Origin of the sequence: Winogradskyella sp., from assembly GCF_003712105.1 — a bacterium.
Classification (GTDB): Bacteria; Bacteroidota; Bacteroidia; order Flavobacteriales; family Flavobacteriaceae; genus Winogradskyella.
Genome location: NZ_RHLG01000003.1, coordinates 198,942 through 224,153 on the forward strand (window position 1 = coordinate 198,942; position 25,212 = coordinate 224,153).

General features: G+C 33.0%; 30 protein-coding genes. 26 read left to right on the top strand and 4 right to left on the bottom strand.

Translation table 11 applies throughout. The annotated features are described in order from the left end of the window. Positions 1-55: 55 nt before the first annotated feature. The 21 genes from ED556_RS08785 to ED556_RS08885 all read left to right on the top strand — a co-directional run bounded on the left by ED556_RS08785 (position 56) and on the right by ED556_RS08885 (position 18,517). A complete protein-coding gene (locus ED556_RS08785; RefSeq protein ID WP_296322313.1) occupies positions 56-517 on the top strand; it encodes a VOC family protein in 462 nt (153 codons plus the stop codon). 12 nt (positions 518-529) lie between these two features. Next, positions 530-961 carry a DUF1761 domain-containing protein gene (locus ED556_RS08790; RefSeq protein WP_296322316.1) on the top strand — a complete coding sequence of 144 codons (432 nt, stop codon included), beginning with the start codon at positions 530-532 and terminating at the stop codon, positions 959-961. A gap of 357 nt (positions 962-1,318) precedes the next feature. After that, positions 1,319-4,564, top strand: coding sequence for a T9SS type B sorting domain-containing protein (locus ED556_RS08795; protein ID WP_296322318.1), 3,246 nt, complete (start codon positions 1,319-1,321; stop codon positions 4,562-4,564). A gap of 116 nt (positions 4,565-4,680) precedes the next feature. Then, positions 4,681-5,022 carry a hypothetical protein gene (locus tag ED556_RS08800; protein ID WP_296322320.1) on the top strand — a complete coding sequence of 114 codons (342 nt, stop codon included), beginning with the start codon at positions 4,681-4,683 and terminating at the stop codon, positions 5,020-5,022. A 28-nt stretch (positions 5,023-5,050) separates the two neighbouring features. Next, positions 5,051-5,422, top strand: coding sequence for a DUF2200 domain-containing protein (locus tag ED556_RS08805; protein WP_296322322.1), 372 nt, complete (start codon positions 5,051-5,053; stop codon positions 5,420-5,422). Positions 5,423-5,494: 72 nt separating this feature from the next. Continuing rightward, entirely contained in the window at positions 5,495-6,526 is a 1,032-nt protein-coding gene (locus ED556_RS08810) for an alpha/beta hydrolase fold domain-containing protein (RefSeq protein WP_296322324.1), read from the top strand. A 77-nt stretch (positions 6,527-6,603) separates the two neighbouring features. Continuing rightward, positions 6,604-7,335 (top strand): hypothetical protein, encoded by a 732-nt coding sequence (locus ED556_RS08815; protein ID WP_296322327.1) that lies wholly within the window; start codon positions 6,604-6,606, stop codon positions 7,333-7,335. Between the two features lie 31 nt (positions 7,336-7,366). Next, the gene (locus tag ED556_RS08820) at positions 7,367-7,819 is read left to right on the top strand and encodes a pyridoxamine 5'-phosphate oxidase family protein (protein ID WP_296322332.1); all 453 of its coding nucleotides are present in this window, start codon (positions 7,367-7,369) and stop codon (positions 7,817-7,819) included. 108 nt (positions 7,820-7,927) lie between these two features. Next, positions 7,928-8,887, top strand: coding sequence for a hypothetical protein (locus ED556_RS08825; RefSeq protein WP_296322335.1), 960 nt, complete (start codon positions 7,928-7,930; stop codon positions 8,885-8,887). A gap of 92 nt (positions 8,888-8,979) precedes the next feature. Next, positions 8,980-9,798 (top strand): SUMF1/EgtB/PvdO family nonheme iron enzyme, encoded by an 819-nt coding sequence (locus ED556_RS08830; RefSeq protein WP_296322339.1) that lies wholly within the window; start codon positions 8,980-8,982, stop codon positions 9,796-9,798. Positions 9,799-9,817: 19 nt separating this feature from the next. Continuing rightward, positions 9,818-10,243, top strand: coding sequence for a DUF1801 domain-containing protein (locus tag ED556_RS08835; protein WP_296322342.1), 426 nt, complete (start codon positions 9,818-9,820; stop codon positions 10,241-10,243). A 93-nt stretch (positions 10,244-10,336) separates the two neighbouring features. Continuing rightward, positions 10,337-11,734, top strand: coding sequence for a hypothetical protein (locus ED556_RS08840; protein ID WP_296322347.1), 1,398 nt, complete (start codon positions 10,337-10,339; stop codon positions 11,732-11,734). Next, positions 11,731-13,095, top strand: a complete 1,365-nt coding sequence (locus ED556_RS08845; protein WP_296322350.1) for an alpha/beta hydrolase — start codon at positions 11,731-11,733, stop codon at positions 13,093-13,095. The genes ED556_RS08840 and ED556_RS08845 overlap by 4 nt, the downstream gene beginning before the upstream one ends. Beyond that, positions 13,088-13,756, top strand: a complete 669-nt coding sequence (locus ED556_RS08850) for a hypothetical protein (protein ID WP_296322353.1) — start codon at positions 13,088-13,090, stop codon at positions 13,754-13,756. The genes ED556_RS08845 and ED556_RS08850 overlap by 8 nt, the downstream gene beginning before the upstream one ends. A gap of 61 nt (positions 13,757-13,817) precedes the next feature. After that, the gene (locus ED556_RS08855; protein ID WP_296322356.1) at positions 13,818-14,354 is read left to right on the top strand and encodes a GNAT family protein; all 537 of its coding nucleotides are present in this window, start codon (positions 13,818-13,820) and stop codon (positions 14,352-14,354) included. Between the two features lie 88 nt (positions 14,355-14,442). After that, positions 14,443-15,291 (top strand): alpha/beta hydrolase, encoded by an 849-nt coding sequence (locus ED556_RS08860; protein ID WP_296322359.1) that lies wholly within the window; start codon positions 14,443-14,445, stop codon positions 15,289-15,291. Further along, positions 15,288-15,779 carry an RNA polymerase sigma factor gene (locus ED556_RS08865; protein ID WP_296322362.1) on the top strand — a complete coding sequence of 164 codons (492 nt, stop codon included), beginning with the start codon at positions 15,288-15,290 and terminating at the stop codon, positions 15,777-15,779. Before ED556_RS08860 ends, ED556_RS08865 begins: the two co-directional genes overlap by 4 nt. After that, positions 15,769-16,320: a hypothetical protein gene (locus tag ED556_RS08870; protein WP_296322365.1), complete on the top strand. Its 552-nt coding sequence runs from the start codon at positions 15,769-15,771 to the stop codon at positions 16,318-16,320. Before ED556_RS08865 ends, ED556_RS08870 begins: the two co-directional genes overlap by 11 nt. A gap of 81 nt (positions 16,321-16,401) precedes the next feature. Continuing rightward, a complete protein-coding gene (locus ED556_RS08875; RefSeq protein WP_296322367.1) occupies positions 16,402-16,779 on the top strand; it encodes a DoxX family protein in 378 nt (125 codons plus the stop codon). 67 nt (positions 16,780-16,846) lie between these two features. Next, a complete protein-coding gene (locus ED556_RS08880) occupies positions 16,847-17,218 on the top strand; it encodes a VOC family protein (RefSeq protein WP_296322369.1) in 372 nt (123 codons plus the stop codon). A gap of 48 nt (positions 17,219-17,266) precedes the next feature. Further along, on the top strand, positions 17,267-18,517 hold the full coding sequence (locus ED556_RS08885; protein ID WP_296322371.1) for a caspase family protein: 1,251 nt from the start codon (positions 17,267-17,269) through the stop codon (positions 18,515-18,517). A gap of 15 nt (positions 18,518-18,532) precedes the next feature. Here ED556_RS08885 and ED556_RS08890 read toward each other — a convergent pair whose 3' ends face one another. After that, complete coding sequence (locus tag ED556_RS08890) at positions 18,533-19,159, bottom strand: hemolysin III family protein (RefSeq protein ID WP_296322373.1); 627 nt, start codon at positions 19,157-19,159, stop codon at positions 18,533-18,535. After that, positions 19,156-19,797 carry a DUF4294 domain-containing protein gene (locus tag ED556_RS08895; RefSeq protein WP_296322376.1) on the bottom strand — a complete coding sequence of 214 codons (642 nt, stop codon included), beginning with the start codon at positions 19,795-19,797 and terminating at the stop codon, positions 19,156-19,158. The genes ED556_RS08890 and ED556_RS08895 overlap by 4 nt, the downstream gene beginning before the upstream one ends. A 170-nt stretch (positions 19,798-19,967) precedes the next feature. Between ED556_RS08895 and ED556_RS08900 the strand changes: the two genes are divergently transcribed. From ED556_RS08900 to ED556_RS08915, 4 genes are read left to right on the top strand one after another with little or no spacing between them, the layout of a single operon-like run. Beyond that, positions 19,968-21,056, top strand: a complete 1,089-nt coding sequence (locus ED556_RS08900; RefSeq protein ID WP_296322379.1) for a M42 family metallopeptidase — start codon at positions 19,968-19,970, stop codon at positions 21,054-21,056. 49 nt (positions 21,057-21,105) lie between these two features. Then, positions 21,106-22,254, top strand: coding sequence for an aminotransferase class V-fold PLP-dependent enzyme (locus tag ED556_RS08905; protein ID WP_296322382.1), 1,149 nt, complete (start codon positions 21,106-21,108; stop codon positions 22,252-22,254). Continuing rightward, positions 22,247-22,801, top strand: a complete 555-nt coding sequence (locus ED556_RS08910; protein ID WP_296322385.1) for an NUDIX domain-containing protein — start codon at positions 22,247-22,249, stop codon at positions 22,799-22,801. The genes ED556_RS08905 and ED556_RS08910 overlap by 8 nt, the downstream gene beginning before the upstream one ends. Next, positions 22,801-23,478: a PrsW family glutamic-type intramembrane protease gene (locus tag ED556_RS08915; protein ID WP_296322388.1), complete on the top strand. Its 678-nt coding sequence runs from the start codon at positions 22,801-22,803 to the stop codon at positions 23,476-23,478. Before ED556_RS08910 ends, ED556_RS08915 begins: the two co-directional genes overlap by 1 nt. Positions 23,479-23,601: 123 nt before the next feature. Here ED556_RS08915 and ED556_RS08920 read toward each other — a convergent pair whose 3' ends face one another. Continuing rightward, a complete protein-coding gene (locus ED556_RS08920) occupies positions 23,602-23,982 on the bottom strand; it encodes a transcriptional repressor (RefSeq protein WP_296322390.1) in 381 nt (126 codons plus the stop codon). A 193-nt stretch (positions 23,983-24,175) separates the two neighbouring features. Here ED556_RS08920 and ED556_RS08925 point away from each other — a divergent pair, with 193 nt between their 5' ends. Further along, on the top strand, positions 24,176-24,598 hold the full coding sequence (locus tag ED556_RS08925) for a MerC domain-containing protein (protein WP_296322394.1): 423 nt from the start codon (positions 24,176-24,178) through the stop codon (positions 24,596-24,598). 166 nt (positions 24,599-24,764) lie between these two features. Here the strand turns inward: ED556_RS08925 and ED556_RS08930 are convergent, their stop codons facing one another. Then, positions 24,765-25,205, bottom strand: a complete 441-nt coding sequence (locus ED556_RS08930) for a DinB family protein (RefSeq protein WP_296322396.1) — start codon at positions 25,203-25,205, stop codon at positions 24,765-24,767. Positions 25,206-25,212: the final 7 nt, after the last annotated feature.

The window sequence follows — 25,212 nt, forward strand, 5'->3', positions numbered from 1 at the left end:
TTAGGGACGACACTACAAACCTTCTACAGATAAATTACATAAAGAATTAAAAGTTATGATCAAAGGACTTTATGAAACCCATTTGTATGTTGAGAATTTAGAAAAATCAATTGAATTTTACACTAATGTTCTTGGTCTAAAACAATGTCGCTTTAATGCAGAACGCAGAACAGCTTTTTTCTGGATTGGAAATGACAAACAAGCTATGCTTGGGCTTTGGGAAAGACCAAAAGAAGACATCGATTTAAGACATTTTGCTTTTGAATGCGACCCCGAATGGATACTAAATGAATCTGTTGAGTTTTTAAAATCTCACAACCTAAACTTTTGGAATTTTCTACAAGACGATAATAAAAACCCTATGGTATTTTGTTGGATGCCAGCTGTTTCTATTTATTTTAGTGATCCCGATGGCCACTATCTTGAATTCATCGGAATTTTACCAGGAACAACCAAGCCTAATGAAGAAAAAAGAGTGGTTACATATGACGAATGGCTAAAACTAAAAGACAACTAAACAACATTAACTATGGATACAATTAACTGGCTTTCAATGATACTTTCCACTATAACACCTTTGGTTATAGGGGTTGCGTACTTTCATAAAAACTTATTTGGCAAAGTGCTGACAGATACAATAGGTGTTTCAGATAAAAAACCGAATACCATTGTACTTATTATTGTAGCGCTTATACTTTCATTTTTTCTGTCGTTTTTCTTATTGAATTTTAACAACAGTGGCATCAATCAAGAAGGCGATTTTGATACATTTGGTCATGGTGTATGGCATGGCGTATTTGTTGCAATAACCGTAGTGTCTCCAATTGTTTTTATTACGGGATTATTTAGTCGTCAACGCTTAAAACCATTGTTGATTATTGCTTTGTATTGGATCATAACACTGGCATTAATGGGTGGAATTATAGATGCCATGAACCATTGGGAAAATGTTTTAATCTGAAAATAATGGCAAATTGGTAGTGTTAGAATTTGAGTTTATAATTGTGGTGAATACAGAAAAGCTATTCTATGTCTAGAAAATCCTTTAAAGAATTTAATAAGAGAGGTTTCGAAATATGTACTACATCTATTGATACAATAAGAGATTGCTGATTAATGTAATTGATGTAACCTATTCATTAGCTAAATTTTAAGGATTAAATAAAATTACTACTCTATTACTATTATCAATCAAATGACGTTATAGTTTATATTGAATTTCCTACAATTTTCCTTTATTTTGTTATATTCGTTTTTCATTAAAACCAATTCAAACAAAACACAATTGCCATACCAAAGTATAATTAAGTCATTAAAATTGAACCTTGTTTCACTATGCTTTCTCGGTCTAGGATTTATAACTCATGGGCAAATTACGTTATCAAATAATGTTGGTAATGTTCCTATAGATACGGGCATGTTTTCTTGCGAAGAGGACGAAACATGGATGAAAGTATTTGACCTCTCAGAATTTGGTATTGATACTAATGAAGAATTTGTGATAACTTCTGGAGAGATTGGATTAGTAGAATCTAATCCAGGTGCAACACTACAATACCGAATATACAGTATTGACAATGATTTCCCGAATTATCCATTCTCAATATATCCACCTACCTTATTAGGTACACGTGGTATTGGAACAGCACCAACCATTAATGGCACACCACAGATCGTTCAAACTAATTTTGATGAACCTATTATTGTGCCTGCAGGTGTTGAAAAGATTCTTGTCACAGTAGAAAAGTATGCTAGTGTTAGTGATCCTGAATCTGCGTTGGTTATAATAGCCGGTACGGCACAAGACAATGGTGTATCTTACTATTATGGTTGTGATGAAAGTTTTGGCATTACACCAACCACAGAATTGCCAAATCCACAACCTGATGCAAATTTTTTCATCAACGTTACTGGAGAAGTATTTAATGAGTTTAGTACTGGAGCAACCACTCGACTTTCTCATAATACCTGTGGTGACATAGTAAAGACCAGTATTTTTTCTTGCTCGGCATCTTTTCTTTATTGGTCAAGAGCTTTTACACTGGCAGATTTTGGAATTTCTACAAATGAAGAATTTGTAATTAACTCAGGTCGAGTTGCAATAAATAATACAGGTTGGTTACCAGAAATAAATTTTAGCATTTACGCCATTGATGAAAATTTTCCCGCATCATTTTCTGAAGCTGATTTAATTGGCCGAAGTCAATATCAACGACTTAATCCTAGTATTGGCAATCATCCTCAAATTATTGAAGTTGTTTTTGATACACCAATTATAGTACCACCAAATGTAGAGCGAATTTTAGTTGAAGTGCACAAAGGTGTTGTCTCTGGCGATGCTTTAGCATTTATAGGAGGAACAACAATTGTCAATGATGTATCCTGGCAGCGAGGTTGTATTATAAATGCAACACCTGTAAATGGATTTGTTACAGCAACCGATATGGGCTATCCTGATGCCAATTTTTATATAAATGTTACTGGGAATGTAAATCATGTAAGCAATAATTTTGGCATGTCAATTTCTAATATTTGCTCGGAATTTTTAAAGGAGTTTAGTATAGATAATAGTACTAATATTAGCTCTGTAATATGGGATTTTGGTGATCCTGCTTCTGGTCTTGATAACTCTTCAACTGACCTTTCGCCTTTTCATGATTTTTCTGCGGATGGTACATATACAATTACTGCCACTGTAACGGCGTTAAACGGCAATGTTGAAATTCTCACAGAGACTATAGATGTTGTTGAACCTCCTAATGCATATGGTATTGCAAATATAACTGCGTGTGAGGATTCACCTAACTCTGGTATTTCTTCAACCTTTGATCTAAGTCATGTTGAAGCTCAAGTTCTTGGTGGTCAGACCGATAAAGTAGTCACCTATGTAGATGGTAGTGGCAATGAATATGATGTTTTACCTAATCCTTTTACAAATACGGTTAATGGAATAGAAACAATTACAGTAACGGTTGCACACGATGACAATCAATGCTGTGTCTCCGAAACTTCATTTGATTTAATTGTAAATCCACAACCTACTATTGTAAGCATTGATGATTTAACTAATTGTGATGCAAATTCTGATGGTATTGCTACTTTCGATATCAGTCATATACCTATTGAAGTAATTAATGGCCAATCTAATATTATCGTAACTCTTTTTAATAGCAATAATATTGAAATTCCAGCATCAGATTATACAAATTTTGAAAATATTGTTGCCAATCAAGATTCGATAATAGCAGTAGCAACAAATACCATAACCAATTGTAGTACCCAAGTTGATATTAACTTAATTGTAAATGCCAATCCAATTGCAAATCCAGTGCAACCACTTTTTGGTTGTGACGATAACAATGATGGAATTTCTGAATATTTCGATACATCAAACATAGAAAATCAGGTTCTTGGCAGTCAAAGCGGTTTAAGTGTTAGTTATTTTGATCAAAACGGGAACCAACTGCCAAGTCCATTACCAAATCCTTATACCAATACAACAACATTTAATGAATCTATAACAATAAGAGTTACCAATAGCATAAACTGTTTTGAGGAAACAACCTTAGTATTAGAAACGGTAACACAACCTTCAATAAATCAACCTAATAATTTATATGCTTGCGATATAGGAGATGGTTTTGCCCTATTCGACACATCAACTTTAGAAGAGCAAATAATTGGAAATCAATCCGGTCTTAATATACAATATTTTGATAGTAATAATAATCCGCTACCAAGTCCTTTACCTGCAGATTTTCAGAATACAACACCATTTTCTCAAACCATCTTAGTTAGAGTTGAAGATGCATCAAATCCTATTTGTTTTTCGGAAACATCATTCGATGTTGTGGTCAATAGATTGCCAGAAATTTCGTTGAATGAGGAATACTTTATCTGTAATCTAGAACCCTCAATAAATTTAGATGTTGCTACTGGTTTTGATAGGTACGAATGGGTTTTCGAAGATGGCACATTGGTTTCTAACACTTCCGATGCTGAGTTAATTGATGAAGGCAATTATTCACTAACTGTATACGAAAATCAGAATGGAATTGAATGTGATAATACATTTCAATTTAGGCTTATTAGATCAATATTACCACAAATTCAAGTTGTTAACTTTGGGGAACTTGGATCTAATTTTATTGAAATAATTGCAGTTGGCGATGGCAATTTTGAATATTCAATTGATGGTCTTAATTTTCAAAACAGTAATTATTTTCCTAATGTGCAAGGCGGAATTTACACAGTATTTGTTAGAGATAAATTTGGGTGCGGAAATGATTCTCAACAAGTTGTAGTTGTAGACTATCCAAAATTCTTTACTCCAAATAATGATGGAAATCATGATTATTGGCAAATTAAGGGTATTCAAAATTTACCTAATGCTATTACAAGTATTTTTGATAGGTATGGTAAATTACTTCTACAGATATCATCACATAGTCCAGGTTGGAATGGACAATATAATGGTAAACCTATGAACTCTGATGATTATTGGTTTGTAACAGACTTAGGTGATGGTCGGATTGTTTCAGGACATTTCGCTCTAAAGCGCTAAAAATTCAATGAAAATAAAGATAATGTAATAAGAAATCGCACAATAAATAATTTGCTTTTCATCCTATAGTAATCATTGTCTGACAAATAATATGTACTAAAGTATTGTCATTTTTTATGAATATTCTAAAACTACTAATTGCGATATGCAGTGTCCTTTTTCTTCTGGTTGGCTTTGATAAGTTTGTGCCATTAATGGAACCTCAGTGTTCTTTAAAAGGGCAGATTTCTCCAATTCTTTGGCGATTACTTGGCGGCCTACAACTAGCAGCTGGTATCCTTATTTGGTCTTCAAAACTAAGGAAGTATGTGGCAGGGTTCTTTATACCTGTTTTAATATTCTTTACAGCTTATCATCTCAAAGCGGATACTTACGACATTGGAGGTTCTATTTTTATGGCTATATTGTTAGGGATAATACTTTGGAATCCAGAGTTTTTAAAAGTAAAAAAGACATAGACTTGAATAATTAATTAAATCAATCATTATGAAGGTAACAGCCGAAAAAAATGAAAAAGTTGCAAATATGATATTTGCATCCATTTATCCTCTTTACTGGAATAGATTAGAGAAAAATGGCAGAACAAGAGAAGAGTTTCACCAAGTATTAGAATGGTTCACAGGTTATGATGAAGACAAATTGCAAGCACTAATAGATGAAAAGGTGACTTTTGGTACATTCTTTCAAAATGCCAAAATACATCCAAATGCACATATGATTAAAGGTGTGGTTTGTGGTTATCGTATCGAAGAAATAGAAGATGAATTTGAAGTATACAAACAATGTCGACAAATGGAAAAGCTAATTGACGAGTTGGCTAAAGGCCGCAAAATGGAGAAGATTCTACGTAAAGTATAATAATTACTTCAGTTAATAATCCCCAGAATTAAACCTTTAATCATTAGCATAGTCTTAAGAAAAAAACTAACTATGAAAACAAAGCTCCTAACCTACTTTTGTACTATTATCGTTATAACATCATGCAGCGATGACGATGCAACACTCATACCTACAAATTCACAAGACCCATTAATAGAATTAGAATTCGTAAATCCACCAATTGATCTTCAAGGTGCACAAGCGCAATTTGCTTTTAATATTCCTTATGACCAATATGACGACACTGTATTTGACGTGTTCTTACCAACGAGCTCCACGCCTACCGGTTTGGTGATTTTTATCCATGGTGGCGGTTTTACTGGTGGCGATAAAGGATTCATATACAACGCTAATTTTGAAGATGACATTGTAGAATTATTAAACACAGGCATTGCAGTAGCAACCATTAATTACAGAGTAATTGTTCCTGGAGATACTGAAGGCGTTATAAAAAGTTTAAACGACTCCAAAAGAGCGTTACAATACATAAGATATATTCATAACGAACTAAATATTGATAAAGACAAAATAGTACTATTTGGTTCTTCTGCCGGTGCTTCTACAGCGTTATGGTTAGCCACTAATGATGATTTAAGGGATCTAAATAGTGCTGATCTAATATTGCATGAAAGCAGTCGTGTCAAGGGTATTGCCCTAAATGCTACCCAATCAAGTTTGGATATCGAAACAAGATGGCTTGGTGATGTCTTTGGAGAATTTGGGACGTCATTAGATGATATTATTGAAGAATACGGAGAACAAACTGTTTATAACTTTTATGGTGTAAGTAGCCAAGAAGAATACGATACTCCAGAAATTGAAACCTATCGCCAACAAGTAGATATGCTTTCATTATTATCTTCCGATGACCCTGAAATATGGGTAACAAACACTGGTGGTCATAATAATGAGCCTATGACAACTGGCAGTTTTAATCATCACCCATTTCATGCACGAGAAATAAAGGAATTTGCAGACGCTGCCGGTGTAGCTAACGTAGCTAACTACGGAAATCCTGTATTGTTCAACAATACTGATGGTGAAGACTTTATAGCGTTTTTAATACGTAAAATCAACGAATAGCGCTAGTTTAAATTTCTTAACAGTGAATTAGCTGATAGTTTCAAGCGTTTTCATATTTTTATGATGATAACAAAATCATGAAAAAGATTTCTGTTATGATCTTAATATCGCTAATGAAAAAGACAATTTTTACACTCATTTTTAGTTGTGTGTTCATCGGAAATGTTCAGGCACAGTTTGGTCGCCGTGAGCTAAAGAAAGACTTATCAAGAGAGTATTTTGTAAAACTTATTTACCACTCAATGAACGATAGCGTTGTGGCTGGTTATGGTTTCCCAGATCCAACGTCTAGTAAACATATTGTATTTACGAAAGAACGCCCCACAGAAGAGACTACCAGAGATTGGAAACAGGTAAAGGTGAAATACGCAGAGTTGTATTACAATAAACTCATTATGCTAACGCGCGGTGTCACCCATAACGTTAAATATTCTACAGACAAAACCTTTTTGAAAGACACACTACGTGTATACTTTTTAAAAAATAAAGGTGGTGGCGTTGCTAACGGTTTACAAGCCCTACGCTATGAGAATGACAATGTTCGCCTATTTGAAGATATTTTATGGGAAGGTTATTATCCGCAAAGCGAGCTTATATATATACAAAGCAAAGCGTCTGATCCACTTAATAGCGATATCAGTTTACTAAATTATAATTCTCACAAGGGATTTAAACGCTCGGCAAAACGTGCATTTAAAGGTTGTCCTAAACTGCTTGAAAAGATTAATGAAGGCGCATATTTCCCGAAATATGGTAAACATTTACGAAACCTAGCAGATGATTATGAGTCGTTGTGTATAGAAAATTGACACTTTTCTACATTATAAATAACCTCTAAAAATGGAACTAACTAAAGACATACGAGAATATATAGATCGCAGTATACTCTGTTGGTTAGCCACGGCTTCCGAGAATGGTGTGCCTAATGTTTCTCCTAAAGAAATATTTAGTTATTACAAATCTGATAAAATTATAATTGCAAATATTGCATCTCCACAATCCTTACAGAATATAAATGTCAATAATAATATTTGTTTGAGTTTTATTGATATTCTGATACAAAAAGGGTTTCAGATTAAAGGAACGGCCAGAATTGTAAGAAACAATGATTCAGAATTCTCTTTGATGGAAAGCATTTTGACAAAGATAACACTAGGCAAATTTCCATTTACTTCTATTACTGAAATTACTATGGAAAGTGTAAAACCTATTGTTGCACCTAGGTATATACTTTACCCAGAAACAACCGAAGACGAACAAATCAAAAGTGCAAAAAAAGCTTATGGTTTCTGATTAATAAACCTATCTTATCTGATTCTTACTTAGATGCAGGATATATTATAATTACAGCAGATATAAAAAGTGCTTAATAAGATGTATATTTAAATACAAGAAACACTGATGAAAGCATACTTCTTATTACTACTGACGCTTTTAAGCATCACATCTTTTTCCCAAAACGTAGTTGAGCATTACCAGCCGCTAAAAAAAGAGATGTTAAGAATAGGAACAGGCGCAAATGACTTTATGCCATACATTCAAAGTGGTTATACTTTAATGCTTCCAGATCAAAAAGTAATTAAAGGTGTGCTCATTTTTCTTGAGGATTCTGGTTATGACAAAAAGAACAAAAGTGCAAAGCAGTTATATCCACAAGCTTCAGAAAAAGGATTTGCTGTATTGTCCGTTTCAACCGAAATTCCTTTTGACTTCTACTTTACTGAAGCATCGATGAATTCAACTCACAAGTTGATTCAAGAAGCATTTAAAACATATAATTTACCGAATGATAATGTCTTTTTATTAGGTGCTAGTTTAGTTGGTCATAGAGCGTTACAATACATTAAACACTTTAAAGATGATGCATTTCAACTTAATATAAAAGGGATAGTTATATGTAATTTTACTCTTGATTTTACAAGAAAATGGCATCAACATCAACGCGATATAAAAATCAATCGTATTAACCTTTGGGAGCCAAAATTTATAAATTATATGTTAGAAACATATCTAAAAGGCACACCCAAAACTGCTCCTGAGAATTATCATAACTTTTCACCTTACAGTTATTTTGATGAAGAGAATAGAAACATAAAAATCTATAAAGATTACGCTGTAAGAGCTTATATAGAACCTTCAATAAAATATAGACTCACTAAATATTATAGAACCTTATATGAAAATAACGCAACTGATATGGTTGGGTTTTTAGCAGAGCTGCAACTGGTAGGCAATGAAAATACAGACCTAATTGTTTTGCGACCAGAAGACAATTCATCTCAAAACAAGAATGCGCAAGCCACATGGGATGCCATTAATAAGGATGAACTGATGGATTGGATTAATCTACAGTCGCAATAAGAATCCACCGAACGTATTCTAAATAAAAAGACTAACTTTATAACTATATCTCAGTTAATCTCTCACTTTATTTAATAATTCATTAATTAGAAATGCATAAATATTATAAACTAAAATCCATTGGTATAATTGTCATAATCTCTGTTATCCTAACGGGATTTTCTTCTAATATAAAATTATTAGACACAACTCCTAAAGTACCAGAAATGGTAGAAATAAGAGGTGGCACATTTACTATGGGTCAAAATGATGGCGAAGGTGATGAAAAACCAGAACATCTTGTTGAAATAAGTGATTTTTACATCGCTAAATACGAAATTACGGTAGCAGAGTATAAAGCGTTTTGTATAGCTACAAAAAGAGAAATGCCTAAAAAACCAGAATGGGGTTGGATTGATAATCATCCGATTATAAATACATCTTGGAATGATGCAACTGCATATATAAAATGGTTGAATAAAGAAATGAATGAAACCTACAGATTACCTACGGAAGCAGAATTTGAATATGTGATACGAAATGGTGGCGAAAAAGGCGTATTTCCTTGGGGAAATGGAAATCCAACTAACGAAAACTTAGCAGATGAAGCATTTAAATCAAAAACATCACGAACTAATATTTGGGAAGGTCATAATGATGGTTTTGCTTATACAGCACCTGTTGGCTCGTACGAGCCAAATAAACTAGGTGTTTATGACATCAATGGAAATATTTGGGAATGGTGTAGCGATTGGTATGACGCATATACAAGTAAAAAAAGCAGTAACCCAAAAGGTGCAAAAATTAGCAAAAATAAAGTAGGTCGTGGCGGAAGCTATAATGCCGATCCCTGGCATTCACGTTCTGCTAGTAGAGCTTTTGTTGAGCCTACATTTAAGAGACCTGGATTCAGACTTGCAAAAGATAAATAACCATTAGAGAACATATAAAATGGCTGGATTAATTACCAAAGAAACCAATAGAAGTGTTTCTGCATTTATTGATAGCATCGATAACCAATCGAAAAGAAACGACAGCTATGCACTTCTTGAACTCATAAGTTCGGTTACTGGATACGAACCAAAAATCTGGGGTAATGAAAAAGTTCCTGATTTTTTAATTGGCTTTGGTAAATACAAATACAAGCGTAAGTCTGGTAAGGAAGAATTTGAATGGTTTAACATTGGTTTTGCCCCACGAACATCTAAATTGACGGTCTATTTAACCTTCGATATTAATCAAGAAGAAGAACTGCTCCAAAACCTTGGTAAATGCAAATGGGGAAAAGGATGTCTATATATCAATAAGCTAGCCGATGTTGATCTCAATGTTTTAAAACAACTTGTTGATAAGAGCAAAGACTCTAAATGGCATTAACATTCGAGCATTTTTACTAACTTTATTGAAACCGATATTATTTTAAATTGTACTTCAATTTAATTAATGAGCTAACTTCAATTATACTAAGACATGAAATCTTCATCCCTTACTCTCATTGTCATTGGCTTTGTACTATTTGGTTGTACCTCTAAAGAGACGATTACTAATCCTCCAGAATTGTTGCGTTTCGAAACAATCAATTATTATAAATTCCCAAAAGGTAATGACGCCAAGCCTTTTAAATACAGACTCACCTATTATTTTGATAATGGAATACCTCATCGTTGGATAGAGCTAGATTCACTTAAAAAAGTCACAACAGAATATATCTATGAGTATGATGAAAATTGGAAACATATTGGTGCTAAATATCGTGAAGATGGTGAAATGGATTATGATATTGAGAACGTAAGATTTATTGACGATAGAACACAAGTGACAGAATGGTTAGATTCTCTGGGGCAAGTATATTATACAATGACAGATTTTTTAAACGAAGATGGAAAAACCATTAGAGCAGAGTTTAAAGGTGATAAAGTACATGGCTATGATTCTACGTTATATAACTTAAATGGAGATCCAAAACGAATATTTTTCACTAATACAAAGGGTAAAGTATTCAATGATAGACATTTTGAGTACGATTCCATTAATGATAGTAGCGATTGGGTTACCCGTCGTAAAATAATGCAAGATACTGTTAGAGAAGTTCAGAGTAGAGCCTTGTTTTACAATTCAAAATTTACTGCGGCTGACAGTATTTATTATCCAAACATATTATCTACAAAAGTATGGTCGGAGAATGTTTTTAGCTTTACAGAAGATGAAAAAATCGTATTCCAAACAAAAACAAAAGACTGGAATATTCAATATGGTTTTTTAAGCAAAACACGCAGCAATCTATTTTATAAAACAGAAAAAATTAATCTCCTAGACAGTATATATAATGGAGCGATTTCGCCTTCCGGTGCTAAAATAATCTATTCAAAAAAGGAAAACGATATAGAGAATATTTGGCTTACCGTAAAAACCGGTAACAATTGGTCAACACCTATTAATCTTTCTGAGAACTCTAATATAACTGGTGGTTATTTTTATTGGTTATCTGATAACGAACTTTGCTTCTACGTAAATGATAATAATGGTGATATTGTGCAAGCACAACTCAATGAAAATGTGCTTAAAATTACAGATAGGTTTGACACATTAAATACTTTGGATGCTACTGAATTCAGTCCATATATGGACAAAGAAATGAAGTTCATCATCTTTACAAGATATTTAGAAACTGATACTTCTCAGCAGGGATTCTTTATAAGTTATAATAACGGTAGTAAAACAAAACCGAAATGGTCTTTACCAGAAAAGATAGAAGCACTACCCTACGGATGGAATGCTTATTTAGTAAACAACAACAGACAATTTTTATATACCAACGGTGAAGATATCAAGAGCATATCTGCTGAAGACCTTAATTTAAAATTATGACATATAAATCACTCTTATATATTACACTAGTACTACTGTTGCAAAACGCATTGCAGGCTCAAGATGATTCATCTAAGATTTTTGAATCCCTTAATGGCTGCTGGCAAGGCGCATTTATAAAAAACAATAGCTACCAAAAGTTTGATATTCAGTTTTTAAAAAAAGACGATGAGATGCTATCACTTCAAATAATAGAAGAATGGCATCCGCAATTTGGTGAGTTTCTTCTACCGATTGAAATCGATTCTCTTGGCAATATTAAGTTTAATACTGGTCATGGTAAAGCGATTATGCGTCTAGACCAAAAGTCACTCGAGCTAACAGGTGCATTAGAAAATACAATCCCTTTAATATATGTACATCTAAAAAAGGTTCCTAATCCTCCTGCAAAAACTTATACAACCGAAGCTGTAACCATTAAAAATGGTGAAATCGAATTATTTGGGCATTTGCATAAGCCCATGGCTGAGAGTAAAACTGCAATGATTCTTGTTGGAGGTCGCGGTTGCTATGCTGGTTCTACCAAATATGATTTATATGCTAAACTTTTAAGGTCATATGGCATATCGGTTCTGGTGTTTAATAAACGTGGTACTGGTAAATCTAATGGTGATTGTAACACTGCGACTATTACCGATCTAGCTAGTGATGTTATTGCTTGCAAAAAGTATCTTGAAAAACATAATAATAAGTTTGACAATATTGGAATTCTTGGCAGTAGTGCTGGCGGTTGGGTAATGAATAAAGCCCAAGAAGATGGCGCTGATTTTGATTTTATGATTGCTGTTGTTGGGCCATCAACATCTGTTAAAGATCAACAATTACAGTCCATGAAATATGGATTAGACTTTTATAAACTTTCAGATGAAGCTAAAAAAAGTATAACTGAATATACGAGCTTAATGTTTGATGCTAAACCAACGGTTGATAATTACGATCGTTTTAAAATATTATTAGACAAAAGCAAAAATGAAGGTTGGAATGAGCTACTTGATGATACAGATGTACCTAGTAGTTATCAAGCTATTGATAGTTTGTGGGTAAGACGACACAACTATGATCCAAAAAATGTATTACAAAACTTCAACAATCCATATTTAGCTATTTTCGGTGAAATAGATTGGATTGTACCTTACAAAGAAAATGTAAAAACACTTAAAGACTATTTCTCTAATGGTAGACAAAATCTGTTAGAGGTTATGGTTGCATATGATGCAGAACATGGTACCGAAACTAAAGGTAAATATGTAACACTAGAAGGCAATACATCTTACTGGCGTTTCTTCAGGATTTCTCCTAGTGTTCAGATTACAATTATTGACTTTCTTACAAAACATAACTTAATTTCAAAAAATGAATAATCTTAAAACATTAAAGGGTGTCGCTGTGTTATGCATAGCTTTACTAACGTCTTGCAACCAAAATAAAGGTATTAAAGCTGAAGAGGTTTCGGTTCTAGACAATATTAAAATAGAACGGATAAGAGTGTACAATGGCAACAAAGACAGTACTTCGTTATCAAGCTATATTATCAAAGAATTTGATTCATTAGGTACCGAGACAAAATCCACATATTACAATGCAGATGATTCAGTGATGATGCAATTTAATAATGAGTATACCAATGGTAACAAAACAAAAATAAATTGGATAAATAAAACCAATAAATTAGTGAGATATGTCACAATGGAATATGATGGAAATGGCAAGATTATTAAAAGTGAATCTTACAAACCATCAGGCGATTTTATTGAAGGCTATATGCACAAATGGAAAGACAACAATAAAATTGAAGAAAAAGGACCAATTACAGATTCTGTTTTTAAACCAAACTCTATTTATACTTACAATCAATACGATGAGTTTACTTCGCTTGTGGAATACGATGAAAATGATAGTCTTTATGGCACTTTTACATGGAAGTATATAAAGCTAAACCCAGATAAGGAATGGACAGAGCGTCAAATGTATTTTAATGACACGCTTGTACGTATTGAAAAACGCTATCTAACTTATCAATAAAAACCAATTGTATGTTATTAGTTATTGGTAAATTCCGCTTCAAAATTTATCATTCCTGTTTATGACATTAAACGTAGATTCAAATATTGAATTAAGAGAAATACAATTATCAGACGCTAGTATAATTTTCAACACCATTGATAACCAGAGAACGTATTTGGGAGAATGGTTGCCTTTTGTAGCAACTACAACTGGTATAAATGATATTGAAGCGTTTATTAATTCTGTTTTAAATCCAACACAAGACAAATGCGATTACACATTTACAATTAGTTACAATACCAATTTTGCCGGAATTATATCTCTAAAAGATACCGATATGCAAAACAAGAAAACCGAAATTGGGTATTGGCTTTCTCAAGATTTTCAGGGAAAAGGTATCGTGTCAAAATCTGTTGAAACATTATGCGATTTTGCCTTTAATGAAATGCACTTAAATAGAATTCAAATTAAATGTGCTGTTGAAAATGTAAAGAGTAAGCAAATTCCTGAGCGGTTAGGATTTCAATTTGAGGGCATAGAACGTGATGGTGAGTTACTTACTGGTAATAGATATACAGACTTAGCTGTTTACAGTAAACTTAGTAATGACAGATAGAATATTAGTCATATTTAAATATAAATTTTAAGTGTGATGTAACATTTTCTGATTTCTGCATCTAAAGGAAAATCAAAATTTAGAAATCATGAAAAAAATCGCATTCCTTATTGTTATAACTTTCGTCTCGTTTCAGGTCGATGCCAATACTACAGAAGCAATACATGTTGAAGTAAAGGGTTCTGGCGAACCAATTTTATTAATTCCAGGATTTACAGTACCAGGAAGTATCTGGAATCCCTTAGTAGAAAACTTAAAAAACAGGTATGAGTGCCACATCATTACTTTAGCGGGTTTCGATAATAAAGCACCTATAGAATTTCCTTGGCTACCTAAAGTAAATCAGTCTATTGAAGACTATATAAATAACAATAATCTAGAACATCTTACGGTTATTGGACATAGCCTAGGTGGAACAATAGCCACTTGGCTGGCAAGTAGAGATAATACAAAAGTGTCTAAAATAATAGTTGTTGATGGGTTACCTGCTGCAGGCGCTTTGATGATTCCAAACTTCAATCCAGATAATTTAGTTTACAATAGTCCATATAATAATCAGCAGCTAGCCATGGATAAAAGTGAATTTGAACACATGGCAACTACTATGTCAAAAAATATGAGCACTAATGAACAGGCCCAAGAAAAAATAAAACAATGGATTGTTAAAGCAGACCGTAAAACTTATGTATATGGTTATACAGATTATCTTAAATTAGACATGAGAGACGATTTGAATAAAATTACTATACCAGTTACTATAATTGCTGCAACAAACCCCTATGGTAAAGCAATGGTAACACAGACTTATAAATCACAATATTCTAATTTAAAGGAATACAATCTAATTTTTGCGGAAGATGCAGCGCATTTTATCATGTTAGACAAACCAAAATGGTTTATTGAACAAATAAATGAGATTTTATCATTACAAGAATGACCATAGAAAACGACTTTACTGAGATTTATAACAGGTACTCAGACAAAATTCTCAGACTATGCTTAGGATATGCCAATGGCGATGAAGATTTGGCTAAAGAATGGTTACAGGAAACATTCATAAAAGTTTGGAAGCATAGAAAATCATTCAAAGGACATTCTTCCATAGATACTTGGATATATAGAATTGCAGTAAATACGTGCTTAAGTGATTTACGGCAACGAAAAAAAATGATCTCAATAGATAAGGAGTTGGGAAATGCATATGAATCTGATGAACCAAAAAAAGAAACAGAATTAAAAATTAAAAAAATGTATCACTGTATCGATAAGTTGACACCCCAAAATAAAGGACTTATTCTTTTAGAATTAGAAAATATTCCACAAACAACAATAGCCCAAACCCATGGCCTTGCACATGGTACACTAAGAACACGCTTAAGCAGAATTAGAAAATCACTTTTAAAATGTATTACTAATGGAAAATAATCTATTAAACGAATTATGGGATAATCAGGGATTAGACATTAGCAAACCTGAAGCGCTAGACATCATCTCTAAAGCAAAAAAACAACGACAAGGACAATACATTGGGATAGCAGTCATGGCTACTACTGTGTTAGTATTAATAGCGTATATTATTTATGTTGGCATGAAACGATGGAATGACTTCAATTTAGGACTAACCTTAATGATTTCCAGCCTTTTATTCAGGATTATTATAGAATTTATGTCATTGCATGTTAAAGAGAAGAAGCTAATTTCATTAGATAGTAAAACATATCGTAACTATCTCAAATTACATTATAAGCGTCGCTTTTACATTCATTTTGTAGTTACGCCGTTGTGTTTTCTAGTCTATATTTTCGGAATGAGTAAACTCTTTCCATACTTTAAGTCTTATTTTTCTGAATCTGTTTACACCTATTTTTTAATCTCTGGTATACTTTCCATATTATTTATTTCAGGTATTGTAATTAAAGGTATTATTGAAGAGTTGCGCTATTTTAAAGATTTAAATAACAACTAATTAAAAATTAATTCTATCGCTGTATTGAAAGTTTTATTTTGTAATATCGACATAAGCATCACTAAATAAAATCAATACAAAATGAAATATTTTAAACTCATAATCAGAATCGCAATAGCAGTAATACTAATACAAACGTTACGCTTTAAGTTTACTGCGCATCCAGATAGTGTATACATCTTTACAGAGGTTGGCTTGGAGCCATATGGCAGAATTGGTATTGGCATTCTTGAGCTTATTGCCGGCATATTATTACTAATTCCAAGAACTGTATGGTTTGGCGCATTAATGGTCATAGGAATTATCGGAGGTGCAATTATGATGCATCTTACGCAACTTGGTATTGAGGTTAAAGGAGATGGCGGAATATTATTCTACACTGCTGTTGTTACATTTATATTAGCCCTTATTACATTATGGTTTTATCGAAAAGATATACCATTCATTAACAAGAAATAACAAAGACTAGCATCTATTTTAGTTTTTTTGATTAATTTGAAGTCTAACTTCTAAATCAATCTTAATCATGAAAGTAGGTGCTTTTTCTATTAGTCTAAGTGTTAAAGATATACACGTTTCAAAAGAGTTTTACGAGAATCTAGGATTTACAGTTTTTGCCGGAAACATAGAACACAATTATTTAATACTAAAAAATGAAGATGCTATAGTTGGTCTTTTTCAAGGTATGTTTGAAGGTAATATTATAACCTTTAATCCAGGTTGGAATCAAAATGCTGAAAACTTAGAGCAATACGATGATGTTAGGGCTATTCAGAAACATCTAAAAACTTCTGGAGTTAAATTGATTAAAGAAGCGGATGAAAACACCACAGGGCCAGAGAGTATTACTATGCTTGACCCAGATGGCAATACCATTCTTATAGATCAGCATGTTTAAGTTATATAAGCTAAAAAAAGTATCTTTAGCAAAATTGCGTTAACTTATATGCTTCAGAGAATAAAAATTCTTACTGTTTATTTTACGCTTTGTTTCCTTTTTATAGGAACCAGACCGCTAATAGCTCAAAAAAAATCTACAAAAATTGAAATTCCATGTTCTAATTACATGAGTGATCAGAACCATTACAGGGCTTTCGAAAGTGGTACTTCTAGAAATCTTTCTATGGCTAGGTCAAAGGCTCGAATTCAAGCACAAAATTTGCTAGCTAGTTTAGTTAAGTCAGATATCTCTTCACGTACTGAATTAACCGAGGATAGTTTTAATCAATCTATAGTTTCTAAAGTTCAGGAAGAATTACGCGGCATGTCTGTGGTCTGCCAGGAATTTACACAAAACGAAAAAGGTGAATATAACGCTTATATTGCTGTGGAACTTCCTAAGGAAAACTTATATAAAGACTTAGACAGCTATTTTACCAAAAAGGACAATACAATTAAAAAGGTAGTTCATAATAATGCGTCTAGTAATAATGAGAAGTTAAGAGGCTCAGATGCTGTTAGTACGACTAACACTGTACCTACCGAAATTGGGACCTATCATGCTTTATTAATTGGCATAGAGGATTACGACGATACTAAGATTACTAATCTAGATCAACCTGTAGATGATACCCAGCAATTATATGATGTTCTTACCAAAAACTATGCGTTTAATTCTAAAAACGTAGTTGTATTAAAGAACCCCTCTAAAATTGGTATTACTAACGAATTAGATAAGCTAGCTAATACATTAAATAAAAATGATAATCTTCTAATCTTCTATGCTGGTCATGGCTTTTGGGATGAAAACTTTGAGCAAGGTTATTGGTTACCATCAGATGCTAAAAAACAAATGCGTGGTTCTTACATATCTAATAGTACAATTAGAGATTACATGAAAGGTATACCATCGCAACATATTCTTTTAATTACAGATGCATGCTTCTCGGGCAGCATTTTTAAAAGTCGTGCAGCATTTTCTGATGAAGATACCGCTATAGCTCAGCTATACAATGCCCCAAGCAGAGTGGCGATAACTAGTGGTACATTAACTGAGGTTCCAGATAAAAGTGTATTTCTAGATTATTTAGTAAAGCAGCTCAAACAAAATGAGCAGCAGTATCTTTCTGCTGAGCAATTATTTTCTAAATTTAAAATTGCTGTAATGAATAATAGTCGCACTAAACAAATCCCACAATACGGTAAAGTTTATAATGCAGGTGATGAAGGTGGCGATTTTATATTTATTAAAAACTAATACTCTACCTCTGCTTTAAATGACATGAAGGTATATCATCAAAAAGTGGCAAATAGCTCCTGCTAATACGAAGAAATGCCATATCACATGATGATATGGAATTTTGTGGATTGCATAAAATACAATGCCAACAGTATAGAAAAAACCTCCAGCAAACAACCAGTATAATCCATTTGGATGTATCAAGTCTGATAAGGTAGAATAATCGAAAACAATGAGCCAGCCCATTACCAGATATAGTAATGTTGAAAACGCCTCAAAACGTCCAGTAAAAAACAGCTTTAACACTAAACCGAAGCAAGCAATTCCCCAAACCGCATAGAACAATTCCCATCCTAAACTATAAGGCAAAAGAATTAATAAAACTGGTGTATAAGTACCAGCAATAAGAAGATATATACTTACATGATCTACAATCCTAAATCTTCTTTTAAGTTTTGGGTTTAAAACAGAATGATAAAGTGTTGAAGCCAAAAATAGGATGATGATTGAAAGGCCATACACAATAACGCTGAAAAGATGCCAAGGTTTAGCCATATCTACGCGTAGTATAAGCAATACCAATCCTATAATTCCAAGTATTGCACCAATACCATGAGACCAAGCATTTAATAGCTCTTCACGTTTTGTTTGTACACTCATTGCTTATTGGCAACAGATTTAGAATTAACCCATTTATCTGTTAAGTCGTAATAGTCTATTTCAAAAGCAGGTGCTTGGCGCTCAAGAACACCATTCTGGAACGCTCTGAGTAGAATATCTTCAATAAGAAAGTCTTCTTCGACTTCGAGAGGTTCGTATTCGCGCTTTAGAGAAATATCGAACAAGCTAGCTGTATTATTAAACCAAAAGGCACGCCAACCATTGCGTAGTTCTTTTATTAATTGAAATGCTGTCTTTCCTGTTTGCCTATGAATTAATTTTATTAGTATCTGGCCTTCAGTTTTTGTGAGTTTTTTCAATTCAGCAGAGAACTCTCCTTCGATATATTTCTGAATTCGCTTGGCATATTTCTTTTTCTGACGCTTTTTAGGCAATTCATCCAAACGTTTTCTTAGTTCGGTTAAACGTTCAGAAGCCAACTTGGCATAAGGATACACCTTTTTAGTTTTTCGCTTTAATATATAATATCGAATGCGTTCATCTCTTGTAGCCAATTTCATTCTAGGCATTACCAAAACCTCTTCTAAATCAATGAAACGTCTTGGTATAGAATCGCCCTCAATAATCAAATATTTTTCCGCAATAGAATCTGTTTCAATAGGCTGTATTTGTGCCATAATGAACAACGGGAAGCAAACAAAAAGTAACGTTAATTGTCTCATAATTGTCTTAGCAACTAAAACCATTCCAAAAAGAAGATTTAGAGCTATTCAAAATTAATAATTATAGATACTATAACCTTATATTTAGTATTAATATTGTTATTTTTAAACAAATTTTTAAACAAATGGCGAAACGCAAAATAATTAATAAAAAGTCGATGGACTTTTTAGCAAAATATCTTAATAATGCATCACCTACTGGTTACGAATGGGAAGGACAAAAATTGTGGATGGATTATCTAAAGCCTTATGTCGATGAATTTATCACAGATACTTACGGTACAGCAGTAGCAGTAATTAACCCTAAAGCTAAGTATAAGGTTGTCATTGAAGGACATGCAGATGAGATTTCGTGGTATGTTAACTATATATCTGATAAAGGTTTGCTATATGTGATAAGAAATGGTGGAAGCGACCACCAAATAGCACCTAGTAAAGTTGTAAACATACATACCAAAAAAGGTATTGTAAAAGGTGTGTTTGGATGGCCAGCGATACATACGCGTAGTCGTGCAAAAGAAGTACCACCAAAGCCAGATAATATCTGTATAGACATAGGTGCAAAAAATAAGGCTGAAGTTGAAAAAATGGGCGTACATGTAGGGTGTGTCATTACATATCCTGACGAGTTTCATGTACTCAACAAAGATAAATTTGTGTGCCGTGCATTAGATAATCGTATGGGTGGCTTTATGATTGCTGAAGTAGCGCGTTTACTTCATGAAAATAAAAAAGAATTACCTTTTGGCTTATATATTACCAATTCAGTGCAGGAAGAAATTGGTTTACGTGGTGCAGAAATGATTACAGAAACCATTAAACCAAATGTGGCTATTGTAACAGACGTGACCCACGATACAACGACACCAATGATTGACCCTAAAAAACAAGGATTAGCAGAAATTGGTAAAGGTCCTGTTGTTGCTTATGCTCCTGCGGTGCAGCAAAAACTTAGAGATTTGATAACTGATACAGCTGAAGAAAAGAAAATTCCATTTCAGCGGGCTGCATTATCTAGAGCTACAGGTACAGACACCGATGCTTTTGCTTATAGTAATGGTGGTGTAGCTTCTGCGTTAATCTCATTACCGTTAAGATATATGCATACTACAGTTGAAATGGTTCACAAAGATGATGTAGAAAATGTAATACGCTTAATTTACGAAACATTGCTGAAGATCGAAGACGGCGAAACATTTAGCTATTTTAAATAAAAATTGAATTTAAAGCTATCTGTCTGATAGCTTTTTTTTATGACATACTATGCTTAAACCTGCTAAAGAATTATTTAATCTTCCCGAAGATATTGTATATCTAAATACCGCAAGCTTCTCACCTGCTTTTCAATCTGTTGAAACTGCTGGTATTGAAGCCGTAAAACGAAAAAGTAATCCACAACTAAAACCTTCTTCCGATTTATTTGAACCTGTTACCAGGTTAAGAAAGCTTTTTGCGACTATTATTGATGAGGACGATTATAATCGTGTGGTGACAATTCCTTCTGTATCTTATGGCATGGCAAACGTTGCTAACAATATTTCATTAAAAGCTAATGATGAAATTGTAATTGTTGAAGAGCAATTTCCGAGCAATTATTATGCTTGGGAAGAAATTGCTAATACTTATAACGCTAAAATTGTAACCGTAAAACAGCCTGAAGCTCCAGAAGATTGGAATGCCAATATTCTAAGCGCAATTAACCCAAAAACTGCTTTAGTCGCTATTGGACAAATACACTGGGCTAACGGAATTATTTTCGATTTAAAAGCTATCCGACAAGCGACATTAAAATACAACGCATTATTTGTAATTGATGGGAGTCAATCTATAGGTGCACTACCCTTTTCTGTTAAAGACATACAACCAGATGCCTTAGTTTGCGCTGGCTACAAATGGCTATTTGGCCCTTATGGTTGTGCTTACGCCTATTACGGGCCCTATTTTGACAATGGCAAACCAATAGAACAGAATTGGACCAATAGACTCAATAGCGAATATTTGGCTGGACTAACAAAATATGAATCCAATTATAAACCTAAAGCTAGCAGATATGCTGTAGGTGAAAGTGGCAGCTTTATTTATGTTAAAATGCAAACTGCAGCACTTAATGAGATTTCTAAAATTGATCCTATTTACTTACAAGAGTATTGCAATAGCATAAGTGAAGATAGTCTCGAAAAATTGAATGGTTTTGGTTTTGAGAGTAGTGATAAGTCTTTAAGAGCGAAGCATTTGTTTGGTATTAAAATTCCTGAGCACATTAATAAAGATGAGTTGAAAGCTAAGCTAGAAGCTAATCATATTTACTTGTCTTTTCGAGGAGACTATATGCGCGTGTCGTGCCACATATTTAATACAAAAGCAGATTTTGATGTATTGTATGATATCTTAAAGCGGAGTGTTAATGGATGAATTAATAGACATAGTTGATTCTCAAGGTAAACCAACTGGTACAATAGCTTTAAAGTCTGAAGCCCATAAAAACGGTTTGTACCATAATACCATTCATCTGTGGTTATTTACTGAAAACGGTGAAATAGTATTACAACAACGCTCCAAAAAGAAAAAGATATATCCATTATTATGGGATGTCTCAGTAGCAGGACACATCGATGCTGGTGAATCTTTTGAAACTGCTGCTATTAGAGAATGTCAAGAAGAAATCGGATTAGATTTGACCGAAAGTGAACTGATTAAAATTGGAACGCATTTACACGAATCAATTTATGATGATGGAAAGGTCAAAGATTTTGAGTTCCATCAAATCTATATTGCCAAGCTTAATAAAGAATTAAATAGTTTAAAACCCCAACCAGATGAGGTCGAAGCCTTAAAATTGGTTACTTTTAATGAGTTTGAAAATTTATTAGAGTCTAGTGAAAATAATTCGCACTTTATAGCTTCTAATACATCATATTATCAGTTTGTTTTGAATACAATTAAATCTCAGATCCAATAATGCAATTATTACTCTTAGCTGTAGCTCCTGTATTAGCCATAATCACATATATCTATGTTCAGGATAAATATGAAAAAGAGCCTATTGGCCTATTAGTAAAAAGCTTTTTGTTAGGGGCGTTTATAAGTATTCTTATCGTACTCATACTTTACGTTTTTACTGGTAATCTTATTCCGTTAACAGATAAGTTCAGTATTTGGCAGCAATTTGTTCAAGCATTTATAGTGGTTGCATTAGCCGAAGAGTTCAGTAAATATATCATTGTGCGCTACTATGCTCAACCCAAAAAAGATTTTAATGAACCCTATGATGGCATTGTGTATGCTGTTATGGTTTCCATGGGGTTTGCATGTACAGAAAATATCATGTATGTTTTAGAAGGTGGGTTTAGCACGGCTATATTACGTGCATTTACAGCTGTCCCTGCACATGCAACTTTTGGCATTCTGATGGGATATTACATGGGCAAAGCAAAGTTTTCGAATAACAAAGCCAAGTTAAATCTTACTGGACTTTTACTAGCAACCATATTCCATGGTGCTTACGATTTCTTTTTGTTTATCAACTTTATACCAGGGATATCTATTGGTGCATTTATTTCTTTGATTGTTGGTATTGTACTTTCAAGAAAAGCTATTAAAAATCATCAACGGGATTCGAAATTCAAAGACAAATAATCTTAATTTATTTTGATAGTATTAGCACTAGTAATAGAACTGCTATAACTAAGATACTTGAGAATAAGAACACAATTCGTTTTACTAATAATTTTGAATTTTCCATATAAGGAGATAAATATTTTAACTCAGACAATCTGTACACTGACCTTTTAAGAGTATATCAGCAGTATAAATATTTCTATTTTCGAAGTTTGGAATTGAGATATTAACCTCTAAGCATTCAACTTTTCCACAGTCTTTACATTCAAAATGTGGATGCACATCATTATGATGACCTGATGAACATTGATGACATTTAGCATACCATTTTAATCCATTTGTGCCTGAAAACGAATGTATTGTACCTTCATTTTCAAGACGTTCCAAAATCCTATATACTGTGGTCTTATTCATATCACCTTTAAGTTCTTCTACCAAATCAACAACAGAAAGTGCAGCATCGCGGTTCTCAAATATTGATAAAATAATACTTAAAGATTTTGTTTTTCTCTTAATACTCATAAAACAAATTTAATGCAACAAGTATGCAATAACAAATTTTATAATATATTTGCAACCAAGTTGCATTAACGATTGATAGTTGTCGTTAATAGTATTGTTAAAAATGGCGGGTATACTTAAATGTAATAGAGTTGATATTACTTATTTGGTTTTGTTAAAATTTTGCCCGCCATTATTTATTTAAAAATCATTAATGATAGCTTTAAATTCAACTTTTCGTAAGAACAATTCAGATTATATTGGAGCTATAGCAAGTACATTATGCTTAATCCATTGCTTAGCTACTCCATTTATTTTTTTAGCACATAGTTCAGTGCATCATAACCACGGACATGCGTCCCCATTATGGTGGAAAGCTTTTGATGTCGTATTTGTCTGTATTTCATTTATTGCTGTGTTTTGGTCAACGAGGCACAGTACTAATAAGAATATAAAATATGCACTTTGGGCGAGTTGGTTTGTACTATGTTTTATAATCATGAATGAACATTTTAGCATCCTAGCAATACCAGAAAGTGCAATTTATATACCAGCTATTGCTTTAGTTATTTTGCACTTATACAATAAAAAATATTGTCAATGTAATGATGAATCTTGCTGTACAAGTAAATTATAATTCTTTTAAAGATTGAATAGCTTTAATTGCATTTGTTAGTAAACAGCATTTAAAAGTAAATTGATTCCAAGGGAAATCAATTTTGAAGTGTTTAATTAAAAATTAAACGATTTGTTTTAGAAAACCCACCATAAATTATGGTGGGTTTTTATAATTAATGTTCTTCTTAATCAAGTAAACGCCTATGATAATTAATTTGTCCAAGATGATATGCAAGGTGCGATTTAAGATGTAGCAAAAAATACGCAGTGGTCATATAATCCTCAAACGGATTCCTTCTGTATTCTTTTTGTAAATCTTCGTCAGACAGTTTATTAAGTGTATTTGCAATCATTGTTTTTGTATCGTCTAACATCGCAATGATGTCATTAACTGGAACATCTTTTTGCGAAAACTCTAAATCGCGTTGTCTTATATAACCAGTATTACCTAGTGTAGCACCAATAAAATGGTTAAGATTACCTACTAAATGAAGTGCTAAATTACCTGAGCAATTACTCACAGATTTATCAACTTTCCAAATAACAGTTTCGTTATTATAAGCGTTTAATTCTTTTTTTACAGCATCTAAATCTCTGTGAAATAGTTTAATTAATGACTGAACCATGGTTAGG